This window comes from Aromatoleum bremense (assembly GCF_017894365.1).
Taxonomy (GTDB): Bacteria; Pseudomonadota; Gammaproteobacteria; order Burkholderiales; family Rhodocyclaceae; genus Aromatoleum; species Aromatoleum bremense.
Window position 1 is genome coordinate 3791984 of record NZ_CP059467.1, and the last position, 25275, is coordinate 3817258.

Annotated in this window: 33 protein-coding genes and 1 pseudogene; 16 read left to right on the forward strand and 18 right to left on the reverse strand. The window is 64.6% G+C overall.

Translation table 11 applies throughout. The annotated features are described in order from the left end of the window. The first annotated feature begins 164 nt into the window (after positions 1-164). Positions 165-932 (forward strand): metallophosphoesterase family protein, encoded by a 768-nt coding sequence (locus pbN1_RS17910; RefSeq protein ID WP_169202898.1) that lies wholly within the window; start codon positions 165-167, stop codon positions 930-932. Between the two features lie 45 nt (positions 933-977). On the opposite strand, the gene pbN1_RS17915 is transcribed toward pbN1_RS17910, so the two are convergent. From pbN1_RS17915 to pbN1_RS17925, 3 genes are all read right to left on the reverse strand, one after another. Continuing rightward, positions 978-1592 (reverse strand): hypothetical protein, encoded by a 615-nt coding sequence (locus pbN1_RS17915; protein WP_169202897.1) that lies wholly within the window; start codon positions 1590-1592, stop codon positions 978-980. 92 nt (positions 1593-1684) lie between these two features. Then, a complete protein-coding gene (locus pbN1_RS17920; protein ID WP_169202896.1) occupies positions 1685-2017 on the reverse strand; it encodes a cupin domain-containing protein in 333 nt (110 codons plus the stop codon). Positions 2018-2025: 8 nt separating this feature from the next. After that, positions 2026-2778, reverse strand: a complete 753-nt coding sequence (locus pbN1_RS17925) for an SDR family NAD(P)-dependent oxidoreductase (protein WP_169202895.1) — start codon at positions 2776-2778, stop codon at positions 2026-2028. Between the two features lie 296 nt (positions 2779-3074). On the opposite strand from pbN1_RS17925, the gene pbN1_RS17930 reads away from it, so the two are divergent. The 3 genes from pbN1_RS17930 (at position 3075) to pbN1_RS17940 (ending at position 5425) form a co-directional block, all read left to right on the forward strand. Then, positions 3075-4232, forward strand: a complete 1158-nt coding sequence (locus tag pbN1_RS17930; protein WP_169202894.1) for a PQQ-dependent sugar dehydrogenase — start codon at positions 3075-3077, stop codon at positions 4230-4232. An 84-nt stretch (positions 4233-4316) separates the two neighbouring features. Further along, positions 4317-4676, forward strand: a complete 360-nt coding sequence (locus pbN1_RS17935) for an MbcA/ParS/Xre antitoxin family protein (protein WP_041646544.1) — start codon at positions 4317-4319, stop codon at positions 4674-4676. Beyond that, positions 4673-5425: an RES family NAD+ phosphorylase gene (locus tag pbN1_RS17940; RefSeq protein WP_210147571.1), complete on the forward strand. Its 753-nt coding sequence runs from the start codon at positions 4673-4675 to the stop codon at positions 5423-5425. The genes pbN1_RS17935 and pbN1_RS17940 overlap by 4 nt, the downstream gene beginning before the upstream one ends. 101 nt (positions 5426-5526) lie before the next feature. Here the strand turns inward: pbN1_RS17940 and pbN1_RS17945 are convergent, their stop codons facing one another. From pbN1_RS17945 to pbN1_RS17985, 10 genes and pseudogenes are all read right to left on the reverse strand, one after another. Then, on the reverse strand, positions 5527-5793 hold the full coding sequence (locus tag pbN1_RS17945) for a Txe/YoeB family addiction module toxin (protein ID WP_169119260.1): 267 nt from the start codon (positions 5791-5793) through the stop codon (positions 5527-5529). Next, a complete protein-coding gene (locus pbN1_RS17950; RefSeq protein ID WP_169202893.1) occupies positions 5787-6029 on the reverse strand; it encodes a type II toxin-antitoxin system Phd/YefM family antitoxin in 243 nt (80 codons plus the stop codon). Before pbN1_RS17950 ends, pbN1_RS17945 begins: the two co-directional genes overlap by 7 nt. 150 nt (positions 6030-6179) lie before the next feature. Beyond that, on the reverse strand, positions 6180-6476 hold the full coding sequence (locus pbN1_RS17955; protein ID WP_169202892.1) for a hypothetical protein: 297 nt from the start codon (positions 6474-6476) through the stop codon (positions 6180-6182). A gap of 55 nt (positions 6477-6531) precedes the next feature. Then, positions 6532-6897 carry a hypothetical protein gene (locus pbN1_RS17960; RefSeq protein WP_169202891.1) on the reverse strand — a complete coding sequence of 122 codons (366 nt, stop codon included), beginning with the start codon at positions 6895-6897 and terminating at the stop codon, positions 6532-6534. Positions 6898-6973: 76 nt separating this feature from the next. Then, the gene (locus pbN1_RS17965) at positions 6974-7375 is read right to left on the reverse strand and encodes a hypothetical protein (protein WP_169202890.1); all 402 of its coding nucleotides are present in this window, start codon (positions 7373-7375) and stop codon (positions 6974-6976) included. Continuing rightward, on the reverse strand, positions 7372-7701 hold the full coding sequence (locus tag pbN1_RS17970) for a hypothetical protein (RefSeq protein ID WP_169202889.1): 330 nt from the start codon (positions 7699-7701) through the stop codon (positions 7372-7374). The genes pbN1_RS17965 and pbN1_RS17970 overlap by 4 nt, the downstream gene beginning before the upstream one ends. 103 nt (positions 7702-7804) lie before the next feature. Then, positions 7805-7936 (reverse strand): hypothetical protein, encoded by a 132-nt coding sequence (locus tag pbN1_RS21010; protein WP_280516165.1) that lies wholly within the window; start codon positions 7934-7936, stop codon positions 7805-7807. 226 nt (positions 7937-8162) lie between these two features. Further along, positions 8163-9108: pseudogene (locus pbN1_RS17975) on the reverse strand (IS5 family transposase). Between the two features lie 59 nt (positions 9109-9167). Then, a complete protein-coding gene (locus tag pbN1_RS17980; RefSeq protein WP_210147572.1) occupies positions 9168-9686 on the reverse strand; it encodes an SHOCT domain-containing protein in 519 nt (172 codons plus the stop codon). Between the two features lie 11 nt (positions 9687-9697). After that, on the reverse strand, positions 9698-10108 hold the full coding sequence (locus pbN1_RS17985) for a hypothetical protein (RefSeq protein WP_169202887.1): 411 nt from the start codon (positions 10106-10108) through the stop codon (positions 9698-9700). Positions 10109-10336: 228 nt separating this feature from the next. On the opposite strand from pbN1_RS17985, the gene pbN1_RS21170 reads away from it, so the two are divergent. From pbN1_RS21170 to pbN1_RS21015, 4 genes are all read left to right on the forward strand, one after another. Then, entirely contained in the window at positions 10337-10636 is a 300-nt protein-coding gene (locus pbN1_RS21170; protein ID WP_169202886.1) for a phage integrase N-terminal SAM-like domain-containing protein, read from the forward strand. A 205-nt stretch (positions 10637-10841) separates the two neighbouring features. Continuing rightward, positions 10842-11327 carry an acyl-CoA thioesterase gene (locus pbN1_RS17995; RefSeq protein ID WP_169202885.1) on the forward strand — a complete coding sequence of 162 codons (486 nt, stop codon included), beginning with the start codon at positions 10842-10844 and terminating at the stop codon, positions 11325-11327. After that, positions 11324-11554, forward strand: coding sequence for a VF530 family protein (locus pbN1_RS18000; protein WP_169202884.1), 231 nt, complete (start codon positions 11324-11326; stop codon positions 11552-11554). The genes pbN1_RS17995 and pbN1_RS18000 overlap by 4 nt, the downstream gene beginning before the upstream one ends. 143 nt (positions 11555-11697) lie before the next feature. After that, on the forward strand, positions 11698-11820 hold the full coding sequence (locus pbN1_RS21015; RefSeq protein ID WP_280516166.1) for a hypothetical protein: 123 nt from the start codon (positions 11698-11700) through the stop codon (positions 11818-11820). 84 nt (positions 11821-11904) lie between these two features. Here the strand turns inward: pbN1_RS21015 and pbN1_RS18005 are convergent, their stop codons facing one another. From pbN1_RS18005 to pbN1_RS18015, 3 genes are all read right to left on the reverse strand, one after another. Continuing rightward, positions 11905-13011, reverse strand: coding sequence for a WD40/YVTN/BNR-like repeat-containing protein (locus tag pbN1_RS18005; RefSeq protein WP_169202883.1), 1107 nt, complete (start codon positions 13009-13011; stop codon positions 11905-11907). Between the two features lie 20 nt (positions 13012-13031). Further along, positions 13032-13301 (reverse strand): MoaD/ThiS family protein, encoded by a 270-nt coding sequence (locus pbN1_RS18010; protein ID WP_169202882.1) that lies wholly within the window; start codon positions 13299-13301, stop codon positions 13032-13034. Between the two features lie 133 nt (positions 13302-13434). Continuing rightward, the gene (locus tag pbN1_RS18015) at positions 13435-15057 is read right to left on the reverse strand and encodes a sigma-54-dependent Fis family transcriptional regulator (protein ID WP_169202881.1); all 1623 of its coding nucleotides are present in this window, start codon (positions 15055-15057) and stop codon (positions 13435-13437) included. Between the two features lie 328 nt (positions 15058-15385). Here pbN1_RS18015 and adh point away from each other — a divergent pair, with 328 nt between their 5' ends. The 8 genes from adh to pbN1_RS18055 all read left to right on the forward strand — a co-directional run bounded on the left by adh (position 15386) and on the right by pbN1_RS18055 (position 23739). After that, positions 15386-16906, forward strand: coding sequence for an aldehyde dehydrogenase (gene adh, locus pbN1_RS18020; RefSeq protein WP_169202880.1), 1521 nt, complete (start codon positions 15386-15388; stop codon positions 16904-16906). 242 nt (positions 16907-17148) lie between these two features. Next, complete coding sequence (locus pbN1_RS18025) at positions 17149-18159, forward strand: ABC transporter substrate-binding protein (protein ID WP_169202879.1); 1011 nt, start codon at positions 17149-17151, stop codon at positions 18157-18159. Beyond that, positions 18134-18961 (forward strand): ABC transporter permease, encoded by an 828-nt coding sequence (locus pbN1_RS18030; protein WP_483296506.1) that lies wholly within the window; start codon positions 18134-18136, stop codon positions 18959-18961. The genes pbN1_RS18025 and pbN1_RS18030 overlap by 26 nt, the downstream gene beginning before the upstream one ends. Before the next feature lie 12 nt (positions 18962-18973). Then, entirely contained in the window at positions 18974-19747 is a 774-nt protein-coding gene (locus tag pbN1_RS18035) for an ABC transporter ATP-binding protein (protein ID WP_169202878.1), read from the forward strand. Positions 19748-19751: 4 nt separating this feature from the next. After that, the gene (locus pbN1_RS18040; RefSeq protein ID WP_169202907.1) at positions 19752-20531 is read left to right on the forward strand and encodes an ABC transporter ATP-binding protein; all 780 of its coding nucleotides are present in this window, start codon (positions 19752-19754) and stop codon (positions 20529-20531) included. Positions 20532-20585: 54 nt separating this feature from the next. Continuing rightward, positions 20586-21575: a PQQ-dependent catabolism-associated beta-propeller protein gene (locus tag pbN1_RS18045; RefSeq protein ID WP_169202877.1), complete on the forward strand. Its 990-nt coding sequence runs from the start codon at positions 20586-20588 to the stop codon at positions 21573-21575. A 52-nt stretch (positions 21576-21627) separates the two neighbouring features. Next, positions 21628-22905, forward strand: coding sequence for an ABC transporter substrate-binding protein (locus pbN1_RS18050; RefSeq protein WP_169202876.1), 1278 nt, complete (start codon positions 21628-21630; stop codon positions 22903-22905). A 24-nt stretch (positions 22906-22929) separates the two neighbouring features. Beyond that, positions 22930-23739, forward strand: coding sequence for an ABC transporter permease (locus tag pbN1_RS18055; RefSeq protein WP_169202875.1), 810 nt, complete (start codon positions 22930-22932; stop codon positions 23737-23739). Positions 23740-23830: 91 nt separating this feature from the next. Here the strand turns inward: pbN1_RS18055 and pbN1_RS18060 are convergent, their stop codons facing one another. Continuing rightward, entirely contained in the window at positions 23831-24673 is an 843-nt protein-coding gene (locus pbN1_RS18060) for a substrate-binding periplasmic protein (protein ID WP_169202874.1), read from the reverse strand. After that, positions 24663-25115: a cytochrome c-550 PedF gene (gene pedF, locus pbN1_RS18065; protein WP_244857012.1), complete on the reverse strand. Its 453-nt coding sequence runs from the start codon at positions 25113-25115 to the stop codon at positions 24663-24665. Before pedF ends, pbN1_RS18060 begins: the two co-directional genes overlap by 11 nt. Between the last annotated feature and the right edge of the window lie 160 nt (positions 25116-25275).

Sequence of the window (25275 nt, forward strand, 5' to 3'; positions counted from 1 at the left end):
CGAGTGCGCGTACCGGCCGAGGCTAGCATATTCCGCGCGCGACGGCCGCCTGCCGCGGCCATCTCGCAGACGTCGCGGATGGGCTTACACTCGATCCGTCGTTACCGCAGAGTTTCAGGAGTATCCCCAGCCCGCGACAGCGGGCCGCAGCGAGGAAGAGTGCGATGAAAATCCAGATCCTGTCTGACCTGCATCTGAACGTTGCCGAGATGGAGCCTGCGCTCACCGATGCCGACATCGTGGTCCTCGCGGGCGACATCGCACGCCCCGAGCGGGCGATCGCGTGGGCGCGGCAGTTTTCGCAGCCGGTCGTCTATATCCCCGGCAACCACGAGTACTACGGCGGCAGCCTGTCGGGCGTCGGGCAAAGGCTGCGTGCTGCGGCCGAGGGGAGCAACGTCTGCATCCTCGACTGCGGCGCTGCGGTGTTCGGCCGGGTGCGCATTCTCGGCTGCACCCTGTGGAGCGATTTCCGGCTGTTCGCGGAGGTCGAACGGCAGCAGCACTCGAGAGCCGAAGCGACGCGGCTGATGTACGATTTTTCGCGCGTCCGCATCGATGACGACGCGCCCGATCTGTTCACGCCGGCGCTGTCTGCCGGCCTGTTCGATCAGGCCTCCGCGTGGCTGCGCACCGCGCTGCAGGTGCCCCACGAGGGAACGACGGTCGTCGTCACCCATCACGCGCCGTGCACGCGCAGCGTGCATCCGAAATACGCCGATTCGCCGATCACGCCGGCGTTCGTCTCCGACCTCGACGAACTCGTCGCCGCCTCGGGAGCGGCGTTGTGGATCCACGGCCACGTCCACGATTCGCACGATTACCGCATCGGCGCCACGCGCGTGCTGTGCAACCCGCGTGGCTACGGCAAGGACGGAGTCAACGAGAACCCGCGGTTCGATCCGGCGCTGACGGTGATCGTCGAGGAATGAGCCTGCTCACCGTTCCTTCATTGGATGTTGCCGCCGCCCGAAAGGTTACGCCGATAGAGGATGGATGCGGAACACCTCCGGATCGTCGCCGTGATTGAGCAGGATGCGGCGCACGCGGTCCTGCCACAACGCGCCGAACTGCCGCTGCTCGTTCGCGTCGGCCGCGCCGGTGAGGCAGCGCGCCATCAGCGACGGCATCGCCGGGTCGGCCGGAATTTTCGCGAGGTCCGCTTCGACGTCCACGGCCGCGCCGTTGTCGAGACGTGTGAAACGCAGCGCGAGCGGCAGGTCGACGGCGAACTGCTGCAGCCCGCGACGCACGTAGCGCCCGGCGAGGCCCTTGAAGCCGCCGTCCTGCGCAGCACCGGTCAGCAGCGTCACGACGCTTGCAATCACGCCGGTGACGCCGTCCTCGAAGTGGTTGCGGAACTCGACGCGTACACCGCCGCGTTCGGGCACTTCGCCGGGGTACAGCGCGGTCAGCGCATGGCAGGTGAGAAGATAGGCCGAGCCGACCGTCGGGCACGAGTGCCCGGCGAGCTTCACGGCGTCCTCATAGCCGTATTCAATGACGCCGTCTTCGGCAGCGCCGAGGAAGGCCGCCAGCGCGTCGCGCACCTTGAGTCGCGGCACCGCGCGGTAAAAATCGGGGAATTGCATTGCTGCTCCAGGGAGTCGTTGGTTCGGGAAAAATGGTATCGGCGGCACGGTCCGGCCGGCCCGCCGAGGGGTGGTGCATCATGGATGGCGCGTCACGCGCGATGCAGCAGCATGGTGATCAGCAGCGAGGCGTCCTCGATCGCGGTCACCGCGTGCGGCTCGGCATCGGCGAGATAGACCAGCGTGCCAGGGGTGAGCGTTTGCGCCTGGCCGTGCGCGTCGAGCTCGACGACGCCTTCGAGGCACTGGATCGTGATCAGGCCGACGGCCCGGTGTTCCTGCGTGGACTTGCCGGCCGGCAGCACCAGCCGGAAGACCTCGAAGTGCTCGGCCCTGATGAGCGTCGTCGACACCGTGTCGCGGACGCGTTCGCCGAGCGGCGTGATGTCGATCAGTTCGCCGGACGCGGCGTGCGCAATGGCCATGACGTCTCCTAACCGATGGTATAGCCGCCGTCGACGACGATGTCCTGGCCGTAGATGTTCTTCGCGCCGTCCGACGCGAGGAACACCGAAGTCTCGGCGATGTCATCCGGCTTGCCGAACTCGCCCGTCATCAGCCGCGAGTTGATCTGCCCGGCGACCGCGGTGAGCACGTCGGGCGGCAGGCCGACGGTGCCCCACAGCGGTGTGGCGATCGGCCCCGGCGCGATCGAGTTGACGCGTATCCCTTTCGGCGCGAGCTCCGCCGCAAGCGTCTGGGCGAACGATTTCAACGCCGCCTTGCTCGCGCTGTAGATCGCGAGGCCGGGGAAACCGACCTGAGTCAGGAAGGTGGTGATGAACTGCACCGATCCGCCGCGGCGGATATGCGGCAGGAACAGGCGGACCGTCTCGGCCGCGGCGAAGAGGTTCACCGAGAACTGCGTCTCGAAAGCTTCGCGCGTGCTGTCCTCGAACGAGACGACGCGGGCGATGCCGGCGTTCGGTACGACGATATCGACGCCGCCGAACGCCTTGAGCGTCTCGGCGACAAGACGCTGCAGATCCTCGGCGCACGTCACGTCGCCATTGACCGTGACGACTTTCCCGGCGTGGGCGGTCTTGAGCGCGTCGAGCGCCTCCGTGTTCCGCCCGAATGCGGCCACTTTCGCCCCTTCGGCGACGTAGCGCTCGACGATCGCGCGGCCGATGCCGCTGCTCGCCCCGGTCACGACCGCGACCTTGTCTTCCAGACGTCCTTTCATGTTCGGATTCCTCACCGGTTTTTCCGCCTTTACGGAGTGGGGCAAGCATCACTGTCCGCGCCGCTGCCCTCATTGATATGTATCAATCGTCGGCATCCGAGCGGCGCTTCGGTCAAATACATGACCAGTGCGCGCCCCTCGTGTTCCCGCTGCCGCGGCGATGGAGCCGTCGCGTACGCAATGGTTTCTGAACTCGCCCGAGCTCGACGATGTCATTTACCGAGCCAGCGCGCTTTCCGCCCCGCCGGAGCCCGCCACGCTGCGGGCGTTTTCCGGCCGACCTCGAGGAGAATCCGATGCTTCCGATCCGCCGCCTGCTCGTTGTTTCCGCGTCCGTGTCGTCGTTCGTCGCGTTCGTCGGCCTCGCAGCGAACTTCGCTACGGTGCTGGCGCAGGAGACCGTCCGCAGCGAAGCCGGGGCGGTGAAAGTCGTCGAGGTCGCGCGCGGGCTCGACATCCCGTGGAGCCTGGCGTTCCTGCCGGACGGCCGGATGCTGGTGACGGAGCGTCCCGGGCGCATGCGCATCGTGTCGCCGGACGGCAAGCTGTCGGCGCCGCTGAAGAACGTGCCCGAAGTCCAGGCCGGCGGGCAGGGCGGCCTGCTCGATGTCGTGCTGAGTCCGCGCTTCGCCGACGACCGCACGATCTTCTTCTCGTACGCCGAACCGACGCGGCGCGCAGCGCACACCGCGGTGGCCCGCGCGCAGCTCGATGTCGAGGGCCTGAGTCTTTCCGGGGTGAAGGTGATCTTCGCGCAGAACGACGACCCGTCAGGGCGCAACCACTGGGGGTCGCGGCTGGTGTTCGACCGCGACGGACTGCTCTACGTCACGCTCGGCGAACGTTTTTCGTATCGCGACAAGGCGCAGGAGCTCGACAGCCATCTCGGCAAGATCGTCCGCATCCGGCCGGACGGCAGCGTGCCGCCAGACAATCCTTTCGTCGGCAAGCCGGGCGCGCAGCCCGAAATCTGGTCGTACGGCCATCGCAACGTGCAGGGCGCGGCGCTGCATCCGGAAACGGGCGTGCTGTGGGCGCACGAGCATGGCCCGCAGGGCGGCGACGAAGTGAATGTCATCAAGCCGGGACGCAACTACGGCTGGCCGGTGATCACCTACGGGCGCAACTACGGCACCGGCACGCAGATCGGCGAAGGCACGGAGCGCGCCGACGTCGAACCTCCGGTGCATTACTGGATTCCGTCGATCGCGCCGTCCGGGATGGCTTTCTACACCGGCGACGCCTTCCCGGCGTGGAAAGGGAGCCTGTTCGTCGGCGCCCTGCGCGCGCAGCTGCTGGCACGGCTGGAATTGGACGGCACCCGCGTCACTCACGAGGAACGCCTGCTGACCGAGCTGGGCAAGCGCATCCGGGACGTGCGCCAGGGGCCGGACGGGAAGCTGTACCTGCTTGACGAAAGCGACGGACGGATTCTCCGGCTCGATCCGGGCTGACTCCGCACGGCCTCACTTTGATGTTGCAAGCACATCAAAGTGAGGCCAAAATGCGCTTATGCACCTTATTGAGGATCGCCAGCCATGAGCGTTGCTGCCCTTCGCAAACCCGATGCGACGCAGGTCGTTACCAAGGCCCTGCTCAACGCCGGCAAGGAAATGGGGCTGACGCAGGCGGCGCTGGGCGTGGTCATCGGCAAGGACCGGACCGCGATCAGCCGCAACGGCATCGACCCCGACAGCAAGGCCGGAGAGCTCGCGCTGCTGCTGATCCGCGCGTATCGCGCGCTGTTTGCGCTCGTCGGGGGCGACGCCGCGCAGATGAAGCACTGGATGCACACCGACAACCACCACGTCGGCGGCGTCCCGGCCGAGCAGATTCGCACCGTGCAGGGCTTGCTGCGCGTCGTGGAATACCTCGACGCGATCCGCGGCCGGCTGTGACGGACATCTGGGCGGCGGTCGGTGGAGAGGCCCCGGTCGTCGAGCTCGCCGGCAATCTCGTGCGGCTCGTCGAGAGCCAGGAGCAGATCGCGACGAACCGCCTCGTCGATACGCTCGAGGAACAGGCGCTCCTCGAATCCCTGCTGGAAAGCTCGAAGCCGCCGCTGCCGCAAGCGGCCCGCGGCCTGCATTACCTGCTGGCGACCCCGTTCCGTTATCCGCCGCTGCGCCACGGCTCGCGTTTCGGCGGGCACTTCGAGCCCAGCCTGTTCTACGCGGCGTTCGATACGGCAACGGTGCTGGTCGAATCGGCCTATTACCGCTTCGTCTTCTGGCATGGCATGGCCGTCGCGCCGGCCTCGTCCCTGGCGTCCCAGCACACGCTGTTCGGCGCGCCGTGGCGCTGCGCCCGCGGCGTGCAACTGCAGTTGCCGCCGTTCGACCACTGGCGCGAGCAACTCACCGACCCCGCGGATTACGCCGCGACCCAGCGACTCGGCACGGCGATGCGGAAAGCCGGCGTCGAAGCTTTCGAATACGTCTCGGCGCGCGACCCCGCCGGCGGCCTCAACGTCGCGCTATTCACCCCGATGGCGCTGGCCGCCCGGCGGCCGGATTTCATGCAGGCGTGGCTCGCGGAGACGGATGCGGCCGAGGTGCGCTTCTACTGCCAGGAAGAGCGGCTCGTGCATCGCTTCCCGCTCGGGCAGTTCCTCGTCGCGGGCGGGCTGCCGATGCCGGCGGTATAGCGTTTGAATTGAGCGGCTTGGGCGACTTTTCGCGCAGGTTCGCTCGAATGATGGGTGGGCCGTCGCACGCTGGCCACCTTGGAATGGCCGGGTTGGGCCTCTCATTCATAGTGCGTCCACATACGCAGGACGCGAACCGTTTTCTCGTTGGCAAAGACTTCGTACACGATGCGGTGTTGAATATTGATGCGACGTGAGTATGCGCCGGCAAGATCACCGACCAATTTTTCAAAGGGAGGTGGATTTTTAAACGGGTCGTCGGCAAGAACCACGAGCACTTCTTGCGCCTTTGGTTTAAGACCGCTTGCAGCAAGTTTCTTTGCATCCTTCAGTGCTTGCCTGGCATAAACGATTTCCCAACTTACCACTTAAGCTCCTTCGAGCTTTTTGCGAGAGGTTCGGCCATCCCAGCCTTGATGGACTCACGCATGCCAGGTACGGCTAGCAGGTACAGAGTTTCCTGAATTGCGCTCCAGTCTTCTGTGGAGAGAAGCACGGCACTGTTGCGTTTTCCGGTAATGATGATTGGCTCATGAGACTCGACTGTTTGATCGATGAGCCGGTAAAGATTTGCTCGGGCTTCGCTGGCGGTCAGTGTGTTCATCTCGCGCTCCTCCAAAGAAGCTTTATGGTACGCGATGGCGTACGTGTGTCAAGTGACTCAGCGAGCGCAGCAAGAAACCCAACGTTTGAGTTCCCCCGCTCTTGGAGACAGGCGAAGCCAGCCGTAGCGAGTCGGGTGCAACGCTCACGCTCACTCGCGGCCCTGCTGGAACGGCGAAGCCGCGAAGGCAGAGACGTCAGGTGCAGCGTGTTGTTCGGCCTCACCCTCGCGATCCTTGATTTTCTCGATCACGACCTTGCCTAGTTGACGCGTGTTGTACGGGTTGCCTTGCGAGTTTGTGATGGCTAGTTGCAGTCGGAGAGCCAGTTCTCGAAGTACTCTCATCGTCGGGATCAATAACTTACCCCGGCTTTCCACCTCGATTGTCCCTGTCTCGATCCACAGATGGGGTGAGGTCTTGCGTCCGAGCACCGAGGTGCGCCGCATTAATATGCCATATTGCAAGACCTGACCCTATTGTCCTCATTGCCTTTGTCGTTGCTTAATTTTGTGTCCGCACTTTTCCACTCTTACATTCCAAAAAAAATTTGTCAGCAAGTCGATATCCATATTTCAATTGCGACTCACGGTCCCATTCATTGACCCACCGAACCATTGCTTCATTTGCCTCTGGAAAAATACCTTTTCTGCCTTCCTGAATTAACTTCAGTCCATCACCCCGCATTCCAAGATAGTTTGCAGTTTCGGGAATCAAACGTTCCATTCGAGCACATTCCTCACCAGTAAGCCCGCGCCCCTTTACATCTGCCTTGCTGGGTGTCGCGGCATGGGCACCGATAATTGACGACACCGAAGCCAGGCACGTTATAGAAAATGCTACAACGGCTTTATTTAAGACCTTGTACATATTTTTCCCCTTCGAGTCAGAGGCACAAATCGTTTTATGAGAAAAACTACACACAGGAAGGGCTCTGCGAACGTCATTAAGGCCAAAGCTTGCTATGACGCGGAAGTTTATCGATTATTCCCGCTTTGTCGTAAACCCCCAATCGCCCATCCTTCTCAATGACGTAAAAGTCACCATGATTACTGCCCTGTTTCTTTTTGAATGCCTGCAATTCGCCTTTTGCAAACTTGATAAGCTCATCGCCGTCTTTCCCTCCGCTTCCGTCGGAGCACCTATCAGTCATGAAGTAGGAATTTTTGGCTTTGCTGTGCTCAATCGAACGGGCACAACCTCCCATCCACGTGCCAATGGGTTGAGCGTCCTTCGGTAGTGGGGAAATGCCCAGCAACTGTTTCAGTCCAGGCGACAGTTCTTTGGTTCCAGCATTAGCCATGAGAGAGAGTGCGAGCAAAATCACGGGAAGAAATATTTTACTCATATATTCCATCCTTTCCAGTTCGGTTGATTTCTCTCACAGACTGACACCCAATCCGCTAGTTCTTGCAGTTTGATTTGAGCGTCGTCATTTGTGATTTCCTCATTGTCTAGTCGTGACCATACATAGTTGAGAAAAGAACCAAAACTGCTCGGAAAGTTAATATAGTTCTGCTCAAAGTTCCGATAGAACAAGTCTGAACCGTCTGGCTTGCAGTCCCCGTTTATGGCGATGTGAGCGATATGCCAGCCATCTTTGGTCTTTCTTAGGCTGTAGGTGACTTGACCATTATGGCGCCGGTTAAATACCTCGAAACGAAAGTCGTTCATATTTACTCCGTGTGTAGATGAAATCTGTTGAGGGCCAACGTCAAAGCTCAAGGGCGCTACGCGGCTTTATCGCGCAGCGTCCCTTGGAGCGCAGTGTTGGGCACTATTTTGTCTCGGATTTCTGAGCATCTTTGGTCTTCTTGTCGTTGTTCTGAGCGATCGCCTCAAAAATAGCAATATCGGTTAAGGCGTCACTACGAATGAAGGGAGCAACTTTTGTTTGGGCCTCAGTCATTTTCTTTGCAGCGCTGAAGACGTCGGTAGTGGCGTCAGGGTATTCCTTACTCGCCTCCTCAAAATCCTTTAAGGAACCCCTGATCAATTGATGTTCTGAGCACGCTCACCCAAACCAGCCATTTTCGCCGACTCCGATGATCGATTTCTCCGCTTCTACCGCTGCTGTTCGAGGCCGTTCCGGCCCCAAGCACCCGTTTTCGGGTGCAGCGGGCGGATTTCGCCCATCAACTCATCAGGGCTCGCCTCGCCAGATAAAGATTGGTCAAGCCGATCAGCGACCTGCGCGGCGTTCTTCGCGATCCCCTTGTAGCGCACCTTCGTGTATCCGAACTGGCGCTTGATGACGCGGAACACGTGCTCGACCCGTGCCCGGATCGAGGACATCTTGTGGTTGAAGCACTTGTTCGCGTCGGTCAGCGGGTACTGCTTGCTGGCCGTGAGCGAGACACCCCAAAAGACGCCGGCCTTGCGGGCCAGGCGCTTGAGCTTGTTGTTCACGTAACCCTTGTCGCCGAACACCGCCCGATCATCCTCACGCACAAGGTGCGGCAACTGGCTGATGTCCGAGGCGTTGGCCGGCGCGACCGAAACCGTGTGCACGAGTCCGGAATTGACATCGGCACCGACATGGACCTTCATGCCGAAATACCACTGGTTGCCCTTCTTCGTCTGATGCATCTCGGGATCGCGCTGCTTGTCCCGGTTCTTCGTCGAGGGCGGCGCGTGGATGATAGTCGCATCGACCATGGTGCCGCCCTTGAGCAGCAGACCGCGTTGTTCGAGCGTGTCATTGATGATGTTCATCATCTGCGCGGTCAGCCCGTGACGCTCGAGCAGGTGGCGGAACTTGAGGATCGTCGTCTCGTCGGGCATGGCATCGTCGGTCAGGTCCAGACCGGCAAAGCGACGCATCGACTCGATCTCGTACAGCGCGTCTTCCATCGCCGGATCCGACAGCGCGTACCACTGCTGCATGAAGTAAATCCGCAGCATCGTCGCAAGCCCCATCGGCGGACGGCCCCGCCGACCCGTCGTCGGGTAGTGCGGTTCGATCACCGCCAGCAGTGCTGCCCACGGCACGACCGTCTCCATCTCAGCCAGGAAGCGTTCCCGGCGAGTCTGTTTCTTCTTCCGTTCGAAGGCCAGCGAGGCGAAGGTCGTTTGCTTCATGGTAGCGGCGGGATCTATGACCTCAGTATTTTACCGGCTCTGAATAGATCAGAGCTTCCTTAGGTGTTGCCTAGCAACCGTGCCTTTTGTCCGTTGAATTCTTCGGGACTCAATAGTCCTTGGTCGCGAAGAACCGCGAGCTTTGAGATTTCGTCGGCGATTGACTGGGTAGCCTGTCCAGTCGAGTTTTGCATGGGAGCTTGTGATTTCAGCCCCATTTCTTTTTGCCATTCAGAAGCATGTTGTGCCAATAACTCTGAAGTGCGCTGGATGATCTGCTTTACATTTTCGCGATTCTTGCCATGAGTCGTTGCAGATCCGAATATGGTTTTTGCACCAGACTGAACAGAAACTACTGCTGCATCCGCGCCATTCCCGGTGATTGATATAGATACTTTTTCACCCCACGAAAACGCGCTCATGCCAGTCTTTACGTCCACGCGAGATGCGAGTTCGTCCCGGTTTTCAATGTTCATTCCCTTCAGGCTATCGACCGCGGCACAGACAGCACGGAACACAACTTGTTTATGGAATTGGAATTCAGCATTCCCGGTTCGATCGAATGTGTCAAACAGCATTTGAGTAGCCCCTATGAGTTGCTGGTGGGTAAACGTCGTTGGCCTTCGGCTGAAAACAGTTCATTCCATACGCTTAGCAATTCCAATAGATCCCTGTGCAGATTATCTCCTGACAGTTCTGATGAGCCGACGGTGAGATCGTAGGTATGGCCATATCGAAGTTGGTGTTGTTTGTAAAATTTATTTAGAGACAGCAATTCAGAAGTTGCTTCCGCAGAGAGTACGTCGCGACCATAAACAACCTGTAGTTCAGATAGTAGAGTATCCAAATTGTGGTGATATACCGGCTTTAGCATCGGTCCATATTTGTCATAGTTATTTGCCAGAAGCATGGATTTGCCAATGTTTTCGAAGCCCTGGCACAGTAGGTGTAGATATACGAATTTGTGGCCTTCGTAAGCTTTCACCAAGGCCCCAGCCATGATGAAGCTCCGGCCCTTTTCATACATAGGTAAGGTTATGCGCAAGCGATTCTCCGGATGCCAACGAATGGTAGAAACCAAGTGTCGGTGTAAAAGTGTTATTGGATATGTCGGATAAACCGGGACTGACTGGCAAGCCTTGTTCCGGCAGGTGTGACGTGGATATCCATAAAGCATTCTTCCAAATAACATGGAACAAGCCATCCGGTCTCTCGGTACGACTGCGCCATGGCTGCTCGATCTTGTTCGGCATCGGCGGCTGAAACACTACAACTGCATCCTGGGCAGGCGTATGCCCACTGGGTCAAAAGGTACATCATTCAGCCCGGTCGGCGCCATCCAAAGGACATGCGAAAGCAGGAGGGAGAGGCTTTTCTGACCTCGCTCGCGGCTGAGCGCGACGTGAGGGCGGCGACACAGGGGCAGGCTTTGTCGGCGATTCCGTTTACCGGGAGGTGCTGGAGCACCTCTTGCCATGGCTCGATGAGGCGACGCGGACGAAGCGGCCGGCGCGCCGGTCTTCGGTGATGTCCCGCGAGGAAGTGCAGTGGCTGATCGGGGGGGTGGATGACCCTTTGCCGGGGCTGATCATCGCGCCGCCGGATATGAGAAACTGCCGCGAACGCGGATCGGTCGCGCGCCCAGCCGATTGGTCCCGCCGAAACCTTCCGTTTCCGTCTGGGGTCCTCGGGCGGCGCGCAATCCACCGCCCTTGAACCCTGCAGGAGAGCCGATGCATCTGCCGAACCACCAACTCGCGATGACCGTGCTGATGACGCCGGACATGGCCAATTTTTCCGGCAACGTCCATGGCGGCACGATCCTCAAGCTGCTCGACCAGGTCGCCTATGCGTGCGCGAGCCGCTACGCCGGGCACTATGTCGTGACGCTGTCGGTGGATCAGGTGATGTTCCGCCAGCCGATCCATGTCGGGGAACTCGTGAGCTTTCTCGCGTCCGTCAATTACACCGGCAAGACGTCGATGGAAGTCGGCATCAAGGTGCTGGCCGAGAATATCCGCGAAAAGGTCGTGCGCCACGCGAACAGCTGCTTCTTCACGATGGTCGCGGTCGACGATGAGGGCCGCTCGATCCCGGTCACGCAGCTCGTCCCGACCACGCCGGACGAGCTGCGGCGTCACGCCGCCGCGCAGATCCGCCGCGAATTGCGCCATGAATTCGACCTGCGCCAGCGCGCGTTGAGGCCGGCAGCAGCATGAGCGGCACCCAAGCCAACAATCCGCTGCATGGCGTTACGCTCGAACGTATGCTGACCGAGCTGGTGGAGCATTACGGCTGGGACGAGCTCGGGCAGGAGATCCCGATCCGCTGCTTCCAGCACGAGCCGAGCGTCGCGTCGAGCCTCAAGTTCCTGCGCCGCACTCCGTGGGCGCGCGAGCGGGTCGAGTCGCTGTATCTCTACGTGCTGCGCTCGCGTCGAAGATAAGCCGGTACGCCCGTCCACAACGGTCTATGATGATCGTGCCCTGTTCCCGGTTGTTCGCAAGTATCGCTGGCGGGGCCACCCAGTAACGGCAACAAAGCGGTGACGGCGCCTTTTACGGCGCACGCATTGCAAGGAGAAACACAATGGCCAAAGGTCAGGTACGCGGAAACAAAGAGGCCAAGAAGCCGAAACAGCCGAAAAAACCCGAACCGCCGGCTGCGGGCGGAATCATGGCGCCGAAGACGGACAAGTCCGGAAAGAAATAATCTCGGCTTGCTTCGGCAAACCACGAAAAAACCGGCTTTGCGCCGGTTTTTTGTTGAGGCGCGGTACAGCGCCCGGTCTGGGTTTCAGTGTGCGAAGCGCACACAATAGATCGGCGGAAGGTGCGCCGACAGGCACATCCATGTCTCGCCGCCGTCTTCCGACACCCACAATGCGCCGGTCGTCGAACCCATCGCGAGCCGCCTGCCGCTACTGTCGACGTCGAGCCCGTGGCGATACACGAGGTCGTACGCCGGCGCCCGCGGCAGCCCGTGGTCGAGCGGCTCGAAGCTCGCGCCGCCGTCGCGGCTGCGGGTGACGACCAGGTGCGCCCCGACTGGCACGCGGCAGGCATCTTTCGCCGCCGGCACGAACCACGCGGTATTGGCGTCCTGCGGATGGACCGCGACGGTGAAACCGAACGATGACGGCTGCGCTGCGAGCGGCTGCCAGCTCGCCGCGGCGTCGGTCGAACGATAGATGCCCGAATGCTGCTGCGCCCACAGCACGTCGGGATTCGACGGGCATTGCACCATGCGGTGCACGTCCTGGATGTTCGGGTCGCCGCCGCGTTCGTCGGGCATGTAGTCGGCGATCATGCCGCTGGCGCGGCACTCCCAGCTGTCGCCGCCGTCGCGCGTCTGCCACACCCCGCCGCAGGAGACGGCGATCGTCACCACCCGGCTGTCGCGCGGGTCGATGCAGATCGAGTGGATGCCAGGGTGGTCGTAGCCACCGCCGAACCATTCGCGGCGTTCCGGGCGATCCCACAACGACCGGACCAGCCCCCAGGAATCGCCGCCATCGGCGGAGTGAAACAACCCGCCGGGGATCGTTCCGGCCCACAGCACGCCGGGCTGGTCCGCGCCGGTCGCTTCGAGCGCCCACACCTGGGCGAGCGACCAGGCCGCGTCGGCCTCGTCGGCGGCCGTCTCCGGTTTCGGCGGGTAGGCTGGCACCGGGCTTTCATCCCAGCTGCGCCCGGCGTCATGCGAGCGGCGCATCTTGACGCCGAAGTGCCCGAGGTTCAGCGCCGCATGCCAGGTGCCGTCGCGCGGGTCGGCGAGCACCATCGTGACCGGGTCGCCGAGGAAGTGGACGTGCGCTTCGGGCAGCCAGTGCGGGCTCGCATGCGGATGGCGGTCGAACACGAACAGCCCCTTGCGGGTGGCGACGAACAGTCGATCGGTCATCGATGTCTCCTTGCGGCGCTTCAACCGCCCGAGAGCGCCTGCACGACGTAGATTTCCGCGTTTTCGCCGGCCGGATCGGTGAGGTGCAGGCGGTCCTTCACGACCCGGCCATCGACGAAGATCGCGACATGGCGACGCAGTGTTCCCTGGTCGTCGAGAATGTAGTCGCGCATCTGCGGTCTTTCGGCGAACGCGGCTGCGAGCGCGCCGTTCACCGTGCCGCCGGCGACGCGCAGCGGCGGGCAGGGCTGGTGACGCTGGATCGCGGGGGCGAAGACGATTCGCGGCATGATTCATCACTCGGAGCGGCGGCCGGACAGCGAATGGCATGTCGCGGCCTTCACCAGTCTAGACCAGCAATCCGGGCGTCGCATGACGTCTTGTCCGGCATGGCGGCAGCGTTGCAGGCGCCGCGCAGGTCGTTCAGCGGCCCTCGCCGCTGTCGTCGTCGAAGAGCTCGGGCGGAATGTCCTGCGGGCAAAGCTCGTTCGCGTTGTCGCCCATCAGCGCGAGGGTCAGCCTCAGCTGGCTGCGCAGCTCGCTGAGGTTGCCCGGCCAGCGGTGGCGTCGCAGCAGCGTCAGCGCGTCGGGACTGACATGGATCGCTCGCTCGGGGCAGGCCTCGCGCACGAACAGCCGCACGAGTTCGTCGAAATCGTCGCGCTCGCGCAGTGGCGGCAGGCTGAGCTGCAGCCCTCCGGCCGCGGCGAAGTGCGCCAGCTCCAGGCGTCCGCTGTCTGCGAGGTGCGCGACCCGCTTGCGGGTTGCGGCAATGATGCGCGTCGCCCCGCGCGACGTTCGCGTGCCGAATAGTGCCCTTTGCATTGCGTTCGGCAATGCGTCGATCTCGACGACGAACAGCGTGCCCTCGGCAGCCTGTCCGAGTCGGTCCGCGAGTTCGGCGCTGGCGCCCGCGCCGCGCAGCGACGATCCGTCGATGATCACCAGGGGTGCGTCGGCGTGGCGACGGTGATCGGCGTGGAACGCACGAATGAGATGCGTCTTGCCGGTGCCGGTTTCCCCCTCGATCAGCAGCGGAACGTTGGCCGCTGCGCTGGCGCGCAGGGTCGCGATCGCGGCGGCAACGCGCGGGTCGCTTTGGCTCATCTGCGCAAGTTGCCCTCCCGGCCGGGGCTCCCCCGCGCACTGTGCCGGGGGAGGGCGAGGCGCGCGAGGGGCGATTGAACGGTCGCGCAGCGCGGCGCGGCCGACGAAGCTGCGCCCGTCGACCGCGCGCAAGGGAAATGCACCGCCGTTGCCAGCCGCCAGGCCGAGCAGCGCCGCCCAGCCGGTCGCGAAACAGTGATCGAAGGCGGCTGACGGATGCGCCCGGTCGAGCTTCAGCAAGCTGCGGGCGGCACGGTTGCTGGCGACGAGGCGGCGCTCCTCGTCGAACACGGCCAGGGCTTCGAGCGGACCGTCGACCAGTTCGGCGCGGCTGTGAAACCGGATCGTGACAAAGCCGCTTTCCAGATGCTCGATCAGGCTGTGTTCGATCAGTTCGGCGGTGGTGCGCAGCAGCGCTCCGGCATGCGAGATGTTGGCTCGGGCATCGGTCGAGACGTCGAGAATGCCGAGCATGCCGCCGCCGGGCGCGAGAATCGGTGTCGCGATGCAGGTCAGGAAGCGGTTGCGGTCGAGGTAATGCTCGGCACCGCGCACGGCGACAGTATGGCCCGTGTGCAGCGCGGTGCCGATCGCGTTCGTGCCGACGCTCGCTTCGCTCCACTCGGCGCCGGGACTGAGCGCAACGCGGGCTGCGCGGTCGAGGAATTCGGTATTGCCGAGCGCGCTCAGGATCAGCCCGCGCTCGTCCGCGAGCAGCACCATCGAGGACGGGCCGCCGATCTGCCGGTACAGGTTTTCAATCGCCGGGCGGGAAAATGCGAGCAGGCGCGCGTTCGCCTCGATGTGCTCGGCGAAATCCGCGCGCGCGAGAATGCCGTCCGGCAGGTGCTGGTCGGTAACAAGACCGTGTTCCCGGCTGCGCAGCCACGAGGCGCGCAATACGGGCGATGACGGCAGGACGGGCAAGGCTTCGGACATATCGATACTGTTGCAGGAATCATGCCGCATGACACGTGATCGTCGATCGCCACGTGTACGACTCTTCATCGGTGGCTCGTCATTGGCACAAAGGGGATGCGCCGGGCGTGTCGCGATGGAGCAGGTGTGCGGGAATGGAACAACGCATTGCCGGACGAAGGACACATTCCGATTGCGGAAGTTGGCTACTGAATCGTTTTCAAGCCGATGAAAATAAATGAAAGTGGCGATGCCGGAGGCAATCGCTCGCAGCGACTGGCATGGTGCCTGCAATGGAGGCCGGTAACGCAAACGCGTGTTCCGCAACCGACAGATCGAGGAGACCCCCATGCTTTACGAATTGCCCGGCCAGCCCGGCGCGAAGGTCCAGTTCAAGAGTCGCTACGATAACTTCATTGGCGGCAAATGGGTCGCGCCGGTCCGCGGCCAGTACTTCGACAACGTCACGCCGATCACCGGCAAGCCGTTCTGCCAGGTCGCCCGCTCGACCGAGGAAGACATCACGCTCGCGCTCGACGCCGCCCACGCCGCAGCCGACAAATGGGGCCGCACGTCCGCCGCCGACCGCGCGAACCTCCTGCTCAAGATCGCCGACCGCCTCGAAGCCAACCTCGAGCTGCTCGCCTACGCCGAGACCGTCGATAACGGCAAGGCGATCCGCGAGACGTTGAACGCCGACATCCCGCTGACGGTCGACCACTTCCGCTACTTCGCCGGCTGCCTGCGCGCGCAGGAAGGCGGCATCAGCGAGATCGACGAGCACACCGTCGCCTACCATTTCCACGAGCCGCTCGGCGTCGTCGGCCAGATCATCCCGTGGAACTTCCCGATCCTGATGGCGGCGTGGAAGCTCGCGCCGGCCATCGGCGCCGGCAACTGCGTGGTGCTGAAGCCCGCCGAATCGACACCGGTCAGCATCCTGGTGCTGGTCGAACTGATCGCCGACCTGCTGCCGCCGGGCGTGCTCAACGTCGTCAATGGCTTCGGCCGCGAAGCCGGCATGCCGCTGGCGACGAGCAAGCGCATCGCCAAGATCGCCTTCACCGGTTCGACCGCGACCGGCCGCGTGATCGCCCAGGCCGCCGCGACGAACCTCATTCCGGCGACGCTGGAACTCGGCGGCAAGTCGCCCAACATCTTCTTCTCGGACATCGCCGCAGCCGACGACGCCTTCTTCGACAAGGCCGTCGAAGGCATGGTGCTGTTCGCGTTCAACCAGGGTGAGGTGTGCACCTGCCCGTCGCGCGCATTGATCCAGGAGTCGATCTACGACCGGTTCATGGAACGCGTGCTGGCGCGCGTGCGGGCGATCAAGCAGGGCAGCCCGCTCGACACCGACTGCATGATGGGCGCGCAGGCGTCGACCGAGCAGATGAACAAGATCCTCTCCTACCTCGACGTCGGCAAGCAGGAAGGCGCGCAGCTCTTGATCGGCGGCGACCGCGCCCATCTGGGCGGCGAGCTGGCCGAAGGCTTCTACATCCAGCCGACGCTGTTCAAGGGTCACAACAAGATGCGCATCTTCCAGGAAGAGATCTTCGGGCCGGTGCTGGCCGTGACGACTTTCAAGGACGAAGCCGAAGCGCTGGAAATCGCGAACGACACGCCCTACGGCCTCGGTGCCGGCGTCTGGTCGCGCGACGGCAGCACCGCCTACCGCATGGGCCGCGCGATCAAGGCCGGCCGCGTGTGGACGAACTGCTACCACGCTTACCCGGCGCACGCGACCTTCGGCGGGTACAAGGAATCCGGCATCGGTCGCGAGACCCACAAGATGATGCTCGACCACTACCAGCAGACGAAGAACCTGCTGGTCAGCTACAGCCCGAACGCGCTCGGGTTCTTCTGATCGATCGACAGTCTCCCTCGTAGTCATTTCGGGGCGGCGTTGAGCCGCCCCTTTTTTCGATCGGGATGTAACGGATCGGAGCAGTTGCTCCGAAACGGAACGCTGCTGTACCGAACGTCGATACCGATCGCAGCGGCTTGCGAACTGGACTGTATCCTGCTTTATTCGTACATGCGGAAACCTGGTGTTTCCTCGCGACGCGATTCACGTCGACGACAACGAAAAATGACGGAGACAAGGCGATGAAGCAATTCTTGGCGACGCGGCTGATGTTCGCCGTGCTCGCGCTGCTGGGGATGGCGGCCGCGAGTGCCGCCGAGCCGGCATTGATCCGCATCGGCGTGCTGCAGTACGGCACTGTCAGCTGGGAACTCGAGGTCATCCGGCGCATGGGCCTCGCGAAGCGCGAAGGCGTGCGCATCGAGGTCGTCCCGCTGGCGTTGAAGGACGCCGCGAACGTCGCGATCCAGGGCGGCGCGGTCGATGTCATCGTCAACGACTGGATCTGGGTCGCGCGCCAGCGCGCCGAGGGGCGGGACTTCACCTTCGTGCCCTATTCGCGCGCTGTCGGCGGCATCATGATCCACCCGGATTCGGGCGTGCAGACCCTGTCCGACCTGCGCGGCAGGCGCGTCGGCGTGGCCGGCGGGGCGCTCGACAAGAGCTGGCTGCTGCTGCGTGCGTATTCGCGCAAGACGCTTGGCGAGGACGCCGCGACGCTCGTCAAGGCGGATTTCGCCGCGCCGCCGTTGCTCAACGAACTGATGCTGCGCGGTGAGCTGCCGGCAGTGCTGAACTTCTGGCACTTCGCCGCCCGGCTGCAGGCCGCGGGAATGCGGGAACTCCTCGGCATCGACGAGATTCTGCGCGAGCTCGGCGTCGCAGGCGAACTGCCGCTCGTCGGCTGGGTGTTCCGCGAAGGGTGGGCGCAGCGCAATCGCACGGCGGTCGAAGGTTTTCTGCGCGCGGCGGGCGAGGCCGAGCGTGTGATGCGCGACTCCGACGCGATCTGGCAGGAGCTGCGACCGCTGACCCGCGCCGAAAACGACGCGACGCTGCTCGCGCTGCGCGACGGTTTCCGTGCCGGCATCGTGACGACCTCCGGCGCGCACGCGCAGGCGACCGCCCGCCAGGTGTTCGGCATCCTCGCGCAAGAGGGCGGCACCGCGCTCGTCGGCAGTGCGCGCGCCTTGCCGGCCGGCACATTCTGGAATCGGGGCGCAGACGGTGAGCACGCGAAGCGGCGCGAATGACGATGCGGTGCTGCGTCTGTCGCCGCGGTGGGCGCGCGGCCCGGTGACGCTGCGCCTGCCGCGCAGTGACGCCACCTTGCGCATGCTGTCGCTGCTCGCGTTTCTCGCCGCGTGGCAGCTTGCGGCGGCAGTGCTGCAGAGTTCGGCGCTGCCGACACCGGCGACGGTGTTCGGGCGTGTCGTCGAGGAGACCGTTTCGCTCGCGCTGCCGGCGCACCTGGGCATTACGCTGGTGCGTGTCGCGGTGAGCTTCGCGCTCGCGATGGCGATCGGCACCGCGATCGGGATCGCGATGGGCCGCTGGGGCAGCGTCGACGTGCTGCTCGACGGCTGGCTGGTCCTCGGGCTCAACATCCCGGCGCTGGTGACGATCATCCTGTGCTACGTGTGGTTCGGTCTCAACGACACGTCGGCGGTTGTGGCGGTCGCGGTGAACAAGATCCCGACCGTGATCGTGACGGTACGCGAGGGCGCGCGCGCGATCGATCGTCGCCTGCTGCAGGTCGCGCAAGCGTACCGGCTGCCGCGCTGGCAGACGCTCGTGCGCGTCTATCTGCCGCAGCTCTACCCGTGGCTGATCGCCGCCGCGCGCAGCGGCCTGTCGCTGATCTGGAAGATCGTGCTGGTGGTCGAACTGCTCGGCCGCAGCGACGGCATCGGCTTTCAGCTCAACATGTTCTTCCAGTTTTTCGATATCGCCGGCATCCTCGCCTACACGCTGGTGTTCGCGGCGCTCGTGCTGCTCGTCGAGGCGGTGGCGCTGCGGCCGCTCGAGCGGCGCCTCAACCGCTGGCGGAGCTGACACGAGGCTGACATGCTGAAAATCGACATCGATCGCAAGCGCTATGCGGACCGCGGCGGCTCCCCGCATGTTGCGCTGTCCGGCCTGAACCTGCAGGTCGGCGACGGCGAGTTCGCCTGCGTCGTCGGCCCCTCGGGCTGCGGCAAGAGCACGCTGCTCAACGTCGTCGGCGGGCTTGACGGCGACGTCGAGGGCCGCGTGCGGCTCGACGGCGAAGCGCCGGGGAACGGCGTCGGCTTCATGTTCCAGGAGCCGCGGCTGATGCCGTGGCTGAGCGTGCTCGACAACGTGCTGCTGGTCGCGGGGCGTTCCGCTGCGGCGAAGGCGCGCGCCGTCGACCTGCTCGTCGCGATGGAACTTGGTGACGTGCTGCAGGCTTATCCCGGCCGTCTGTCGGGCGGGATGCAGCGCCGCGTCGCGCTCGCCCGCGCGTTCGTCATCGAGCCGAAACTGCTGCTGATGGACGAGCCTTTCGTGTCGCTCGATGTGCCGACGGCGAACCGACTGCGCGCGATGCTCGTCGAGCTGTGGCAGCGCTGCCGCTCGACGGTGCTGTTCGTCACGCATGACCTGCGCGAGGCGCTCGCGCTCGGCGACCGCGTCTGTTTCCTGTCCGGCGCGCCCGGGCGCGTCGTGCTCGACCTTGCCGTGACGCTGCCCCGGCCGCGCGTCGCAGACGGCGCCGCGGTGCTCGAACTGCAGGCGCGTCTGCTCGCGCAGCATCCCGGGCTGCTCGCCGGCCTCGCCGGCGGTAACGGGTGTGCGCCAGGGCGCGACGATGGCTGAAGCGATGAGGGAGGCGGCGACGCAGGCGACGACCGCAGGGATCGGGGACGTGGTCCCGCTGCTCGAGCTGCACGCGGTGCGCAAGTCCTACGGCCCGCGTGAAGCGCTGCGCGGCGTCAGCGTCGCGGTCGCGCGCGGCGAGTTCGTCGCCCTGCTCGGGCCGAACGGCGCCGGCAAGAGCACGCTGTTCCAGCTATTGACCGGGCTGTTCAATGCCGACGCGGGCCGCATCGCGGTCTGCGGCCACGACATCCGCGACGATCCGGTCGGCGCGCTCGCCGGCATCGGCGTCGTGTTCCAGCAGGCGACGCTGGACCTCGACCTGTCGGTCGAGGCGAACCTGAAATTCCACGCGCGGCTGCACGGCCTGGGCAAGCGCCATGCGCGCGCCCGCATCGACGACGCGCTCGCCCGCGTCGGACTCGCCGGGCGCGCCTCGGACCCGGTGCGCGAGCTGAGCGGCGGCAACCGGCGCAAGGTCGAACTCGCGCGCGCGCTGGTGCACGAACCGGCCGTGCTGCTGATGGACGAGGCGACGGTCGGGCTCGACCCGGCGTCGCGCCGGCAGCTGCTCGACGAGGTGTTGCGGCTGCGGGATCGCGGCGTTGCGGTGCTGTGGGCGACCCACCTCGTCGACGAGGCCGAGGCCGCCGACCGCGTCGTCGTGCTGCATCTGGGCCGCGTGCTCGCGGACGGCCCGCCGGACGCGCTGGTGCATGCGGCCGGCACGGCGACGCTCGCCGAAGCTTTTCTGCGGATGACCGGTGGCGCGGGGATCGCGTGACGCGTCGTGCCGAACGACGCAACAGGAACAGCAACTGATGAAAGGGAGACGGACTTGATTCGACCTGGACGCGGCGCACCGGCCGCCGCCCTCGCGCTCGCAGTTGTGCTCGCGGCAGCGCCGGCACTGGCAAAGGAGACCGGCTACGTGTTCGTCAGCAGCGAGAACGACAACGCGGTGACGGTGCTCGACGGCAGGACCTGGCAGGTCGTGAAGACGATCGCGACCGGGCCGCGGCCGCGCGACATGCGCCTGAGCCCGGACCGCGGCACGCTCTACGTCGTCGCGAGCAAGGCCGGCCGCGTCGATGTCATCGACGTCGCGCGGCTGGAGCTCACGCACAGCATCCCGGTCGGCGAGGACCCCGAGATGTTCGACATCGGACCCGACGGCAAGCGGATGTACGTGTCGAACGAGGAAGACGCGCGCGTCTCGGTGATCGACATCGCAGCCCGCAAGCCGGTCGCAACGATCGACGTCGGCGAGGAGCCCGAAGGGGTGAAGCTGAGCCCGGACGGGCGGCGGCTTTACGTCACCTCCGAAGTCGCGAACATGGTGCACGTGATCGACACGGCGACGAACCGGATCCTCGCGAATGTCGTCGTCGGCAACCGGCCGCGGCGCTTCGCGATGACGCCGGACGGCGGCGAGGTGTGGGTCACGAACGAGCTCGGCGGCGCGGTGACGATCCTCGATGGCGCAAACAACGCGCTCAAGGGTACGGTCGAGTTCAAGCCGAAAGGCTTTCGCGCCGACGAGATCACCCCGGTCGGCATCGCGATGAGCCGCGACGGCAGAACGGCCTACGTCACGCTCGGCCGCGCGAACCACGTCGCGATCGTCGAGGTCGCGAGCCGCAAGGTGACGGACTACGTGCTCGTCGGCAACCGCGCGTGGGGTGCGACGCTGAACCGCGACGAGAGCCTGCTGTTCGTCGCGAACGGCCTGTCCGACGACGTTTCGGTCGTCGATACGCGCACCCGCAAGGTGCTGCGCTCGGTGCCGGTCGGGCGCGTGCCGCATACGGTCGTCGTCGATGACTGAGGGGATGGCCAGGACAGTCGGGGCGAGGGTGAGGGTGAGGCCGTCCCGGCACATGAGCCGCAAGCGAAGCGGTCGGCGCTTCGGGCGATCGATCGTCGGTTTCGCTTTCGCGCTGCTCGCGTCGTTGTCGTTCGCCGCGACCCCGTCCACACCTCCGAAGGCGGGGGCGAACGGCAATGCCGCCGCGCTCGCGGCGACGGCTCGCGCGCCCGGCCCGGTAGCGAAGGCGGTCCGCATCGGCTACGTCGAGCTCGAACCGGACGCGCGCTACGACCCGCTGCGGCTGAAGTTCCGCGGCCTCGCGCAGCCGCTCGGCCGGCCGTTCGCCGGCGCCGAGGTGGCGCTGCGCGAAGCGCGTTTCGTCGGTGACGCGCTCGGTGTCGGCTTCGCGCTCGAGCGCGTCGCGGGCGCCGACGCGAAGGCGCTGCTGGCGGCGATCGACACGTTGCACAAGGACGGCGTGGGCTTCTTCCTCATCGATGCGCCCGGCGCCATCGTCGCCGAGTTGTCGAAGGCGATGCGCGGCCGCGAGCTGCTGCTGTTCAACGTCTCGGCGCCCGACGACGCGCTGCGCCAGGAGCAGTGCCAGCCGAATCTGCTGCACACCTTGCCGAACCACGCGATGAGTGCCGACGCGCTGACGCAGTTCCTGGTGTCGAAGAAATGGCGTTCGGTGCTGATGCTCGAAGGCCCGCGCGCCGACGATCGGCTCATCGCGGCGGCGTTCGAGCGGGCGGCGAAGCGCTTCGGCCTGAAGATTGTCGAGACGAAGAAATTCGTGCTCTCGAACGACCCGCGCCAGCGCGAGCAGGGCAGCGTCGCGCTGCTGACGGCCGGGGCGGACCACGATGTCGTGTTCGTCGCCGACAGCGACGGTGAGTTCGCGCGCAGCGTGCCGTACCGCAGCGTGCGTGCGCGACCGGTCGTCGGAGCCGAAGGTCTCGCCGCCCTGGGCTGGCACTGGTCGTGGGAGCGTCACGGCGCGCCGCAGTTGAACGCGCGGCTCGAGAAGCAGGCCGGGCGGCAGATGAGCGCCCCCGATTGGGCCGCGTGGGTCGCAGTGAAGGCGATCGTCGAGGCGGTCGTGCGCACGCAGAATGCGCCGTTCGCGCAGTTGCGCGACTACATCCGCGGCGACGAGATCACGATCGATGGCTTCAAGGGCAACCGCCTTGGCTTCCGGCCGTGGGACAACCAGTTGCGTCAGCCGATGCTGCTCGCGACGCACAACGCGGTCGTCGAGCGCGCGCCGATCGCGGGCTTCCTGCATCCGGCCAACAACATGGACACGCTCGGCTTCGACCGGCGCGACAGCCGCTGTGCGTTCTGAATCCTCCTGCAAGGAAGGAAAGCGATGAAAACCTCGCACGCGCTGCTCGCACTGCAGGCGATCGCGGGGCGCGAGATCGCCAAGTTCGTCCGCCAGGGCGGGCGCTTCGCGTCCGCGCTGGTGCGCCCGCTGCTGTGGCTCGTCGTGTTCGCGGCGGGCTTCCAGAACGTCTTCGGCGTGTCGATCATCCCGCCGTACGACACCTACATCCCGTATCAGGTCTATATCGTGCCGGGCCTGCTCGGCATGGTGCTGCTGTTCAACGGCATGCAGTCGTCGCTGGCGATGGTGTACGACCGCGAGATGGGCATGATGCGGCTGCTGCTGACCGCGCCGCTGCCGCGCTGGTACCTGCTGTTCGCGAAGCTGCTGGCCGGCACGCTGCTGTCGGTGCTGCAGGCCTATGTGTTCCTCGTCATCGCGGCGCTGTTCGGCGTCGACCTGCCGTGGAGCGGCTGGCTGTACGCGCTGCCGGTGCTGGTGCTGTCGGGAATGATGCTCGGCGCGCTGGGCCTGTTGCTCTCGGTGCAGGTGCGCCAGCTCGAGAACTTCGCCGGTACGATGAACTTCGTGATTTTCCCGATGTTCTTCCTGTCGCCGGCGCTGTATCCGCTGTGGAAGCTCGAGGAATCCGGCGCCGCGGCGATCCATGCGATCGCGCAGTGGAATCCTTTCACGCACGCGGTCGAGGCGATCCGCTTCGCGCTGTACGGCCAGTTCGCCGGCACGTCGGTCGCCATCGTCGGCGGCTGCCTTGCGCTGTTCTTCATGCTCGCCGCGTGGGGTTACGACCCGCAGCGCGGCATGCTGAAGAAAAGCGGTAAACCTGCGTGACGGGAATTGTTCAACGATAGCTGTTCAAGCTTGATACAAGGTGCTCAAAAATGAAGCACCTTGCGTCGCGGCTCAAATAATTCCTCAACTTTCACGGTGATTGGTACGTCACGCCATGCGCGGCAAAAATGCGGCCGAGTTCGCCGGAACTTTGCAGTTCGGCGATCGTGCTCGCCAGCGCGGCGGCCAGTTCGCGGCTATCAGCTTTTACCGCCATGCCGAGCGCCCACGCGCTGACCCGCATTTCGGGTATCGCGAGCGTATCGAGCTCGAATCGTCCGCGCTCCTGCAGCGCAGCTTCGAGCTGGCCGCGCGGCGCCAGCACGGCGCTGACTTCGCCTCGCGTCATCGCCGCCGCCGCGTCGGCGACGCTGCGGAAATGCACGACGTTGTCGCGCAGCCGGCCGTTCAGCACGTTCAGCAGGAAGTCGCTCGCGTGCGTATCGAGCTCGGCACCGATCTTCTCGCGTGTAAACACTTCGAACGCGTTCGCCGCGGAACCGGCGGGCAGCGGCACGCGCGCCGCATCGCGTGCCAGCGCCATCGTCTCGCGGTGGTACGGCGCGATGATCCGCACCTTGTCGTTGCGCGCGGCGAACTGCGCGTCGACGGGGACGTGCATCATCACGTCGGCGGGGCGGGTGCCGAGGTAATGGCCGCGCCACACCATGTTGCGCAGGTCGTCGTTCATGTCCTCGTCGGCGGCGAACTGCACGATTTCGGCACGCAGGCCGAGGCGCTCGGCGAGCGCCTGGCCGACGGCGATGTCGATGCCCTTGCCGCGCGCCGAATACGGCGCGAAGTCCGCATACACCGCGATCCGCAGGGTATCCGCCTGCTGCAGTTCGAGCTGGGCGAGCGCGTGGGCCGGCAGCATCGTGCCGGCGAGCAGCGCGCCTGCGGCGAGCAGGAAGCGACGGCGCTCACTTCTCACGGACCGTCTCCAGCCACGCGCGGATCGCCCACATCGCCTCCTGCGACAGGGTGCCCTCGAACGGCGGCATGTATACAGCGCCGTTGCGCGTGACGCCTTTGCGCACCCGGCCGATGAAGTATTCGTCGGTCTCCGGTTCGAGGTCGAGCAGGCGCAGATCCGGCGCGATACCGCCCGAGACTGCGCCCAGGCCGTGGCAGCGCGCGCAGTTCTGGTTGAACGCGGAATCGCCGATGCGGATCGCTTCCTTGTTGTCGCGGTACGGATTGACCGTCTGCCATTCCGCACCGAGCTGCTTCAGCGACGACGTATCGACCGCCTGCGGCGTCACGTCGCCGTGCGCGTGCGCAACTCCCGCCGCGGCCGCGCAGGCGAACGCTGCCGTGAATGCTCCGACTCGCAGTCCGCGCGCCAGTGTCTCCTTGTAGTTGTGCATTTCCACCGTCCTGTTTCCTTATGGCTGAAGTGATTTGGATCATACTGCCGTTGTTGCGGCATGACCTGTTACTGCAAGGCCTGTGCCACTATCGCGACTGTCTTGCCATCCACCCCGCCGCCGGCTGCAACCCGCATGGTGGCTGGAAGAATGCAATGGCATGAAG